6 protein-coding genes and 1 pseudogene are annotated in these 8,791 nt (G+C 41.9%); 4 read left to right on the forward strand and 3 right to left on the reverse strand.

Going from position 1 to position 8,791, the window contains the following annotated elements; genetic code table 11:
• Both ACMHKH_RS14105 and ACMHKH_RS14110 read left to right on the forward strand, forming a co-directional pair.
• Positions 1–1,749, forward strand: a 1,749-nt coding sequence (locus tag ACMHKH_RS14105; RefSeq protein WP_413521263.1) for a hypothetical protein, incomplete at its 5' end; no start/stop codon positions are given.
• A gap of 180 nt (positions 1,750–1,929) precedes the next feature.
• A complete protein-coding gene (locus ACMHKH_RS14110) occupies positions 1,930–3,411 on the forward strand; it encodes a di-heme oxidoredictase family protein (protein WP_413521264.1) in 1,482 nt (493 codons plus the stop codon).
• Positions 3,412–3,537: 126 nt separating this feature from the next.
• Here the strand turns inward: ACMHKH_RS14110 and ACMHKH_RS14115 are convergent, their stop codons facing one another.
• Positions 3,538–4,464, reverse strand: a complete 927-nt coding sequence (locus ACMHKH_RS14115; protein WP_413521265.1) for a bestrophin family protein — start codon at positions 4,462–4,464, stop codon at positions 3,538–3,540.
• Positions 4,465–4,795: 331 nt separating this feature from the next.
• Here ACMHKH_RS14115 and ACMHKH_RS14120 point away from each other — a divergent pair, with 331 nt between their 5' ends.
• Positions 4,796–5,500 (forward strand): hypothetical protein, encoded by a 705-nt coding sequence (locus ACMHKH_RS14120; RefSeq protein WP_413521266.1) that lies wholly within the window; start codon positions 4,796–4,798, stop codon positions 5,498–5,500.
• 118 nt (positions 5,501–5,618) lie between these two features.
• On the opposite strand, the gene ACMHKH_RS14125 is transcribed toward ACMHKH_RS14120, so the two are convergent.
• Complete coding sequence (locus ACMHKH_RS14125; RefSeq protein ID WP_413521267.1) at positions 5,619–7,169, reverse strand: acetyl-CoA hydrolase/transferase family protein; 1,551 nt, start codon at positions 7,167–7,169, stop codon at positions 5,619–5,621.
• A gap of 617 nt (positions 7,170–7,786) precedes the next feature.
• On the opposite strand from ACMHKH_RS14125, the gene ACMHKH_RS14130 reads away from it, so the two are divergent.
• Entirely contained in the window at positions 7,787–8,650 is an 864-nt protein-coding gene (locus tag ACMHKH_RS14130) for a universal stress protein (protein WP_413521268.1), read from the forward strand.
• A gap of 50 nt (positions 8,651–8,700) precedes the next feature.
• Here ACMHKH_RS14130 and ACMHKH_RS14135 read toward each other — a convergent pair.
• Positions 8,701–8,791: pseudogene (locus ACMHKH_RS14135) on the reverse strand (IS5/IS1182 family transposase); the annotation flags it as partial.

An 8,791-nucleotide genomic window follows, 5' to 3' on the forward strand; every position in this document is an offset into this window, starting at 1 on the left:
TATTATAAAAAATTGATTATTGAGGTATTTATGCGCTTATCTCCGCTCACCCAAGCAGTCGCTTTAATGACCGCTACCTTATTGCTAACTGCTTGCGGCGATGATTCTGAGACCAGCACAGCGATCATTGATGGGACACCGCCACTATTAACAACAGATAGCAATTTTACCAGTGGCTATAGCGCGACTGCCGCAGTATTTGTGTCAGGTCAAGTACAAGATAACAGCAGCGGCATCAAGTCGCTTACCTATAAACGTAATGACGGTTTAGCTCAACCACTGCGCGTCGATAGTGATGGTTATTTTGACGACCGTATATTATTAGGCTTAGGTGAGAATAAAGTGACATTGGAAGCCACAGATAATGCTGACAATATCATGCGCTTAACCAAGACGATTTATGTCGGCGACACTATCGCAGCCGGTGGCTCACATACTGCGGCTATACGTGATATAAAAATAAATGATGGCAAGGTAGATAGCAGTCAACTATATGGTTGGGGTCGCAATAATTTTGGTCAAACGGGTTCAAATTATACCTCTACACTAGCAGATAGCATGGGGCATCCAGAGACGCCAATGCAGATAAACAATGCACCAAAAAATCTTGTTTCTATTAAATTTAATCAAAATCACTCGCTTGCGATTGCCCAAGACGGTCATGTTTATAGCTGGGGTGAGGATAAAACAGGACAATTAGGGCTCGGCGATAATGGTCGTGTGGACTGCACCAAAAGTAAAAATGACTGCCGTCTAGAGATGGGTGTTATTGCAGGTATTGAGAAAGCTGTGATGATAGCAGCCGGTTATAGCCATAACTTAGTATTGACGGAAGACAATAGTGTTTGGGCGTTTGGTGCCAACGGACAAGGTCAATTAGGTAATGCACAAATAACTGCCAGTCATAGCAGTGCACCGGTTAAAGTTGATTTTTCAGCAGCCACTGGTATCGGTCACATCATACAAGTTGTCGCCAGTAGCAATAGCTCTTATGCTTTAGATGATAAAGGTCAAGTGTGGGGCTGGGGAAGCGACGCTTATGCTAACTTTGGTCGTGGTCAAGAGTGTAATAAAGCCAATAACTGTATCAATATTAATCCAATACCTATTCTTATCGATGTCTTGGCTACCAAACAGTATGCTGCTACCGCAGACGTTAACACTAGCTATGCACTAAAAACTGCTGATGAGATAGCTGTTGTTGAAAAAGTAACCCAATTAGCCGCTGGTAGAGATCATGTCTTAGCGTTAACCAATAAAGAGTCGGTCTACGGTTGGGGTTTAAATGCTAGTAGCCAAATAGGCTACAACGGGATTGGCTTTAAAAATACTGCAAATGCATGGGCAAGCACTATAACCACGCCAACCAAACTGCCTTGGTTTACGGGTAAAGACGTTCGCCGCGTTTATGCAAATGGTAATGCTAGCTATGTATTATTAGACAATGGCAAAGTCTATCCTTGGGGCATGTTTGGCGAAACTAACGGCGCGGGCAAGACTGTTTATAACGATTTAAATGAGCCAACCGATACCCTACCTAGCCTAAACAACATTGATAATATGGCAATGGGAACCATGCATCTGATTGCTCAGGAAAAGCCAGACAGTCAAGATAATAGTAGACGTTTTGAAAACGGTCATTTATTTACGTGGGGTTGGAGCTTTGAAGGCTCATTAGGTAATTCAAATGCTGCGCCTACTTGGATGTATAATTACCCTATTCCTATCATTTTACCAAGTCAGTCGTAAGCAGCTCTCACTAAAAAATCAATGTTGATAAAAATAAGACGACAGTAAAAATGGCTGCATATTCTGTAGCCATTTTTATTTCATCCTTACATTCGTTTTTTAGTGACCTTCAATTTATCACTTAACCGTATATCCTTATACTCTTATACTCTTATACTCTTATACTCTTCAGGTAACACCATGCCCCAATTTTTGACCCCATTACCTATTTTAAAAATTCCATCATTACCAATCATACGTAATACTCTACTTTACACCAGCATGGCTCTGATACTAAGTGCATGCGGTGGCTCAGATGGCGTTGATAATAATGCGTCAGGTACGCCTAATCAACCTAGCAACCCTACGCCACCGACCAAACCCGACTTGCCTGAAAATCCAGAGACGCCAGAAACTGATACTCAGTGGCTACCAGCAGGTGGCAATGCCACCATTTCTGCTGATATCTCACGTCCCTTTTTGCAAATCATACCAAACCTACCAAGCAGCGCATTAGGTGGCGTCTCTACAGGGCGTGAGCTATTTATCGCTGAATGGACACCTGCCAATCAAGGTCGCGTGCTATTCGATGGTGTTGGCCCGCTATTTAATGCCAATGCTTGCACTCAATGTCATAGCGCTGAAGGACGCAAACCTATTTATATTGCTAATGGTGAGCTTAGCGATGCTATATTATTTAGATTGGGTAATAAACAAGGCTTGGCACACACTTATTATGGCGAGCAAATGCAGCACCAAAGCATTACGCCTGATATTGAAACTGAAGGTAAGATGCGCTACGTTGCGACTGCTAGCACAGACAATAAACCTACCGGCATCCAATTTAACTTTAGCCCCACCAATATTAATCAACCATTAGGTGATAGCCATATCAGTGGACGTATCTCGCCGCAGCTGGTCGGTATGGGTTTGCTCGATTTGATTCCTGAAGCCAATATTATTACGGCGGCTGACCCTGAAGATAGCAATAAAGATGGCATCAGTGGCCGCGTACATTGGGTCAATGATGGCATCCAGCAGCGTATCGGGCGCTTTGGTTGGAAAGCTATTAATTCAAGTTTACGGACCCAAAACGCCAATGCTATGTCGCAAGATATGGGCTTAACTACCTCAATATTTATGGATCCCAATTGTACCTCTAGCCAGCCGATTTGTTGGACATCGCCAAATGGTGGTAACCCAGAAGTATCAGATAGCAGCTTGGATGCGGTGACTGATTTTATGACAGCGCTGGCGGTTCCTGAGCGCCGAGCAAATGACTTCTCTGCCTTTAATAAAGGCGCGCAGCTGTTTGCTCAAGTTGGCTGTGCTAGCTGTCATACGCCTAAACAAAGAACGGGTGATAGCGTTCGCTTTCCACTAATATCACAGCAGATCATTTATCCTTATACGGATTTATTGCTGCATGATATGGGCGCGGCACTTGATGACGGCGTCAAAGAAAAAAATGCAGAGAGTCATGAATGGCGTACACCACCACTTTGGGGTATTGGTATTGTGGCACGTGACCCAGAAGCCAGATTTTTGCATGATGGACGTGCCAGCAGTTTGACTGAAGCAATAATGTGGCATGGTGGCGAAGCAGAAAAGACAAAAAATCGCTTTATACAATTGCCTGGTACGCAAAAAGAGACATTACTGAGTTTTTTAAATAGTATCTAGTTTAAGAAATATTTAGGTTTGAGGGTATTTGGTCTTAGAAAACATTTGGAATTAGAAAACATTTGGGCTTAAAGACCTATAAAAAAAGACCGCTACAATCGAGCGGTCTTTTTTATGACTTATCATTTACTCTAAATAACCCTTTATTGGAACAATATCCGGTGGTAAATCCGTTTCACCCAAGGCTTCCAATAAGTTGATTTCAATCGTGCGTGATAATGCAGTCAATGCCAACTGATTGGCCGCCAAACCAAACGGCTCCTCTAACTCCTCACTCAAGGCATCTAAGCCAAAAAACGTATAGGCAATCACGCCGCAAATTAAAGGCGTCACCCAACCCAACGAAGATACCAAACTAAACGGCAGCATAAAGCAATATAAATAAGTTGTACGGTGAACAAGCAAGGTATAAGCAAATGGTAGCGGTGTATTATAAATACGCTCACATGCTGCCAGTACCACTGTCATAGAGTTCAGGCGCTCATCCATGTTTTGCACCATCTGCTCTGACAGCAAATGCTGCTTGCGACAATATCCAAGCTCCTTACCCATCAATTGCATTAAATGGTCAGGTATATTTTTAGCCTGGTGCATCTTGCTATGATGTTTCGGCTCAACGAAGCGCTCGACATCTTCCCAAGGTGATGTTTCTCGCAGTCGATGACGCACTGCATGACTAAAAGCAATGCTCAGATGAATCAGACGACGCTGGGTATCTCGCCCTACCGGATTGTCTTCATCGATATAAGAGAGCGCTTGACGGCACAAGCTGCGCGAATCATAAACCAATTGCCCCCATAGTCCCCTTGCCTCCCACCAGCGCTGATAACTGGCGTTATTACGAAAGCCTAGGAATAGTGACAAAGCAATCCCAAGCAAGGTAAAAGGCGCCACACTATAAGAAGAAAAAGAGTTCGGAAAAATATGCTGAGCATTGGTGATGAGCGCACTGATAAGACTAATCAGCAAAATTTGACGATAGACTTTTGGTAGAACTGAGCCGCGTAGGGCGAAGAATAGCTTGATGGCGCTGGGCTGTTGCTTGACGATCATAGTGATTTCTTAACATTGATATTTTATATTGATAAGTTGATACTTTATGACGTGCAAGATAATAACAGACTCGCGATAATAGCGGTAAAAAATGGTAAATACATTTTTTTATTAGGCCATAAACAAACAGTTATTCCAAAATAACAACGTGCTTTTATATAATTTTATACGCTTGTGATGCGCGTATTATGAATTAGATTTCTAAAACATCATTGGTTGTTATAGTGATGTAAGGATAGCGGTATCAAGTAGACATAGCAGATGCCATCTCTTAAAAATTCAACTATAGTAGATAGCGATAGAATTATATAATCAAAATAAGGAATAAATAATGAAGAAATTAGCATTATGTGGAGTAGTAGCACTCAGTCTAAGTGCGTGTGCTGGCGGAATGAATGGCGGGACAACAGGCACTGGCAACCAAAACACCATTGTTACCCAATACCCTGTTGAAGCTGCCATGCTCAATATCTATACCAAAGCCCGCAGTCACAGCTTGGTGGCGAGCGTTGGCGACCAAACTGCTTCAGCAGATATTACCGTCACGCCAAAAGGCAATATGGTATTTAATAATAAGCAAGTACAAGCTGCCGAAGTGAACACTATTAATAAAGTAAACAATCAAATAACTAACCAATCTGTTGCCATCAATTATTTTACGGCAAACCCACTGGTCTTCTACGGTTATACTGACAGCTCAGGTAAATACTCGTTATCGACCCAAAGCACGGCTCTACCGAAGATAGCAGCCGTTGGCTCGTCCAATAAATTAATAGAAGAAGACGTATACGCTGATAGAAGTATGAGCAAAAAAATAGGTAGCTATAAGCAAAGCTGGTCTTTGGTCAGAGACACCAATAATACCGCTTGGTTCTGCGTAGATACCTCAGCCAACTTACTCCTCGCCAACGACCCTAATGGCACCTCGTCAGAATGCTACAAAATCAATGCGCGCGGCGATATCTTAGACAGCAAGGTCACGATTAATCAGCAAACTACTGCTGGTCCAAAAGCGATTGTATTTACCAGCCGTTAAGGCTTTAGTTTAAAATCATTTAACATCAAGAAAAAGCCCCTTATTTATTGGATAAGGGGCTTTTTTATAGTCAGGTTTTTTTTGTTAGCTTATTTATATCGCTACAAAATCTACGTTATTAAATAGCAACTTTATAAGCCGATTTTTTAATACGCATATCGCCTGTTTCAACATAACGCTGATGCCATGACAAGGCTTCGTCTAAAATATGCGGCGTTTGCATACCAGCCGTATCTGATGCACGATCAAAGTAATCTTGTAGCATTGGACGATAGTCAGGATGCGCACAGTTATCGATAATTGCTTTTGCGCGCTGGCGCGGAGATAAACCACGTAAATCTGCCAATCCTTGCTCCGTGACGATGACCATTACATCATGCTCAGTATGGTCATGATGCGATACCATCGGCGTGATACAAGAGATTGCACCATCTTTAGCTACTGATGGCGACACAAAGAATGACGTATAAGCGTTACGCGCAAAGTCACCTGAACCGCCCAAACCATTCATCATATTGGTGCCCATAACGTGAGTTGAGTTGACGTTACCATATAAGTCACACTCAATCATGGCATTGATTGCCAATACGCCTAAGCGACGCGCCACTTCAGGGTGATTGGTAATCTCTTGTGGACGCAATACGATACGCGCACGCAGCTCTTCGATATTGGCATTAAAACGCTCTAGCGCATCTGGGCTTAATGACAATGCCGTTGCTGATGCCATGGTCATTTTGCCAGACATAATAAGATCTAGCATACCGTCTTGCAATACTTCGGTATAACCTGTTAATTGCTCAAACGGACTGTTTTGTAAGCCTGCTAATACTGCGTTGGCTACGTTGCCGACACCAGACTGAATTGGTAATAAATTTTCTGGCATGCGACCTTTTTTAACTTCTTCATGAAAGAAGTTAATAATGTGGCTGGCAATTCTGTTTGAGTTTTCGTCTGGGTCAGCAAACTTACTGTTGCGATCTGGCGAGTCGGTTAAAACAACTGCGACCACTTTATCTAAATCACAATGTAAATACGGAACGCCAATACGTCCGCCTGGGGTGACGAGCGGAATAGGTTTACGGTTAGGCGGCATACCGATGTCGTTATAAACGTCATGCATACCTTCTAACATTAAGCTTTGCTGAGCGTTGACTTCTAAGATGATGTGGTCAGCATTCTCAAGCCATGCATTGCTAGTACCAATTGAAGTTGAAGGAATCAAACGACCATCTGGCAAAATACCAGATACTTCAACGACAGCCATATGCATCTTGCCATAGAAGCCAATCGTACTCTGCTGTGCTACGTGTGATAGATGCATATCAAAATAATGCGTTTCACCTGCGTTGATTTGCTTGCGTAGCGCAGGCTCTGACTGGTACGGCGTACGCCATTTAATACCATTCGCTTCTGCCAATACGCCATCACATTCAGTTGCCGTAGAGGCACCTGTCAATAAACCAATTTGAAAGTCTTGACCGCGAGCGTGAGCCGCTTCCATATGTTTGGCTAACGCTGCAGGTATCGCTTTTGGGTAACCAGCACCGGTAAAACCACTCATACCAACATTCATATCGTTTTTGATAAAGGCAGCTGCTTGCTCAGCCGTCATGATTTTTTTGCTTAGACCTTCGTGAAGTACGCGACCTTCATGGTTCAGTGATGTCATACCTTTGTTCCTAGTAACTTCCATATTAAAATCAAAGCACTTCACAACGAAGCGTTTGACACGAAACTAACAATAAAATACCTTGCTGCATATTAGCAACTTCCCCGTAAAAAACAAGCTGAATGGCTTATATTTGCCAATAGGGATTTAATTCATCCACAAAAACTTACATTAGTTTGTTTTTTATAATAGCAGTTTTGTTTTTTAGCTTTTTTATAATGATGACTTATTTATTTTTTCGTAGCCATCAGATAGATTTTTCTTGACCTCATAACGATACAGTTACTATAAGGTATGATGGTTTAAAATTTTTATACTCTATCTTTAAACGCTGTATTTTAAGAAAAAGGAATAGGGGTTTTTGATTAATAACTAAATAATTTCGTTGGTATACTAGACTACTCTTTGATTTTATATAGAGCCAAAAATACTTTAAAATAAAATTAATAATATCAATATTTTAGAGAAATATTCAACGCAGGTTATATTTTATAAATTAACAAAGTATTTTTGCTAAAGGTTATACTAAAAGCCAATGGCAAATTTTGTACAGATTTATTCTGTTATTAGCGTATTCATAATATTAGTAGCAAATAAATAGTATTTAAGGATAGATGATGACAACTCAACCGCACGTTTTAGCTTGTATTGATGGTTCAGCAGTGACGGAGTCTGTTTGTGATTACGCAGCATGGTATGCAAAGCGACTCGATATCTCGGTAGGATTGTTGCATGTCAGTGAAGTAGCAGCCTCAAGCAGAAGAGATTTGTCAGGGGCGATTGGTATGAACAGTCGCCAATACTTACTGGATGAATTGTCTCAGCTCGATGAGCAAAGAGCCAAGGTGGTCAACAGTTATAGCACTGCTTTGGTGCAAGATGCCAAAAGCCATATCCAAAGCCATTTCGATGCCGTAGACATCCATATTTATCAGCGCCGCGGTAAGCTGTTACCTGCTATCGAACATTTTAAAGAGCACAATTGCGCCATTGTTATGGGACGCCGCGGTGAAGACCATAAGTATAGCCGCATTAATATCGGCAGCCAAATTGAGACAGTTGCACGAGCATCAAGCGTACCGGTACTCATTTGCTCAGAGAAATTCAAAGAACCTCACTCATACATGATAGCCTTTGATGCTAGTAAAACCGCCAATAATGCTATTGCCATGCTATCAAAAAGCAATTTATTAAAAGGCTTGCAAGGTCATATCGTGATGGTCGGCAATGACAATGCAGCTGCAAAAAAAAGCCTTGTTGATGCACGTGCACAAATGGTAGCAGCAGGGTTTATGGTAGAGGCGCATCATTTACAGCAGATTGATGCGCTCAATGGATTACTGGCTTTTAAAATGGAGCATCAAATCGATATCATTGTGGTGGGTGCTTATGGACGCTCTAAATTACAGCATCTATTCCTTGGCAGCACTACGACAGAGATTATCGCCAGTACGCTATCGCCGGTTATTTTGGTGCGTTAATGATTGAAAAGAGTGGTTATCTTTTTAAAGATTTAGGGCGTGTTGAACATTCATAATTTCAACCAAAGATAAGCACAAGCAAGAGCCACCGTATTCTCATAACTCTGCTTGAGCTTATCAAATCTGGTGGCAACTGCTCTA

Source organism: Psychrobacter glacincola, from assembly GCF_965118485.1.
In the GTDB taxonomy this organism is placed as follows: domain Bacteria; phylum Pseudomonadota; class Gammaproteobacteria; order Pseudomonadales; family Moraxellaceae; genus Psychrobacter; species Psychrobacter glacincola_D.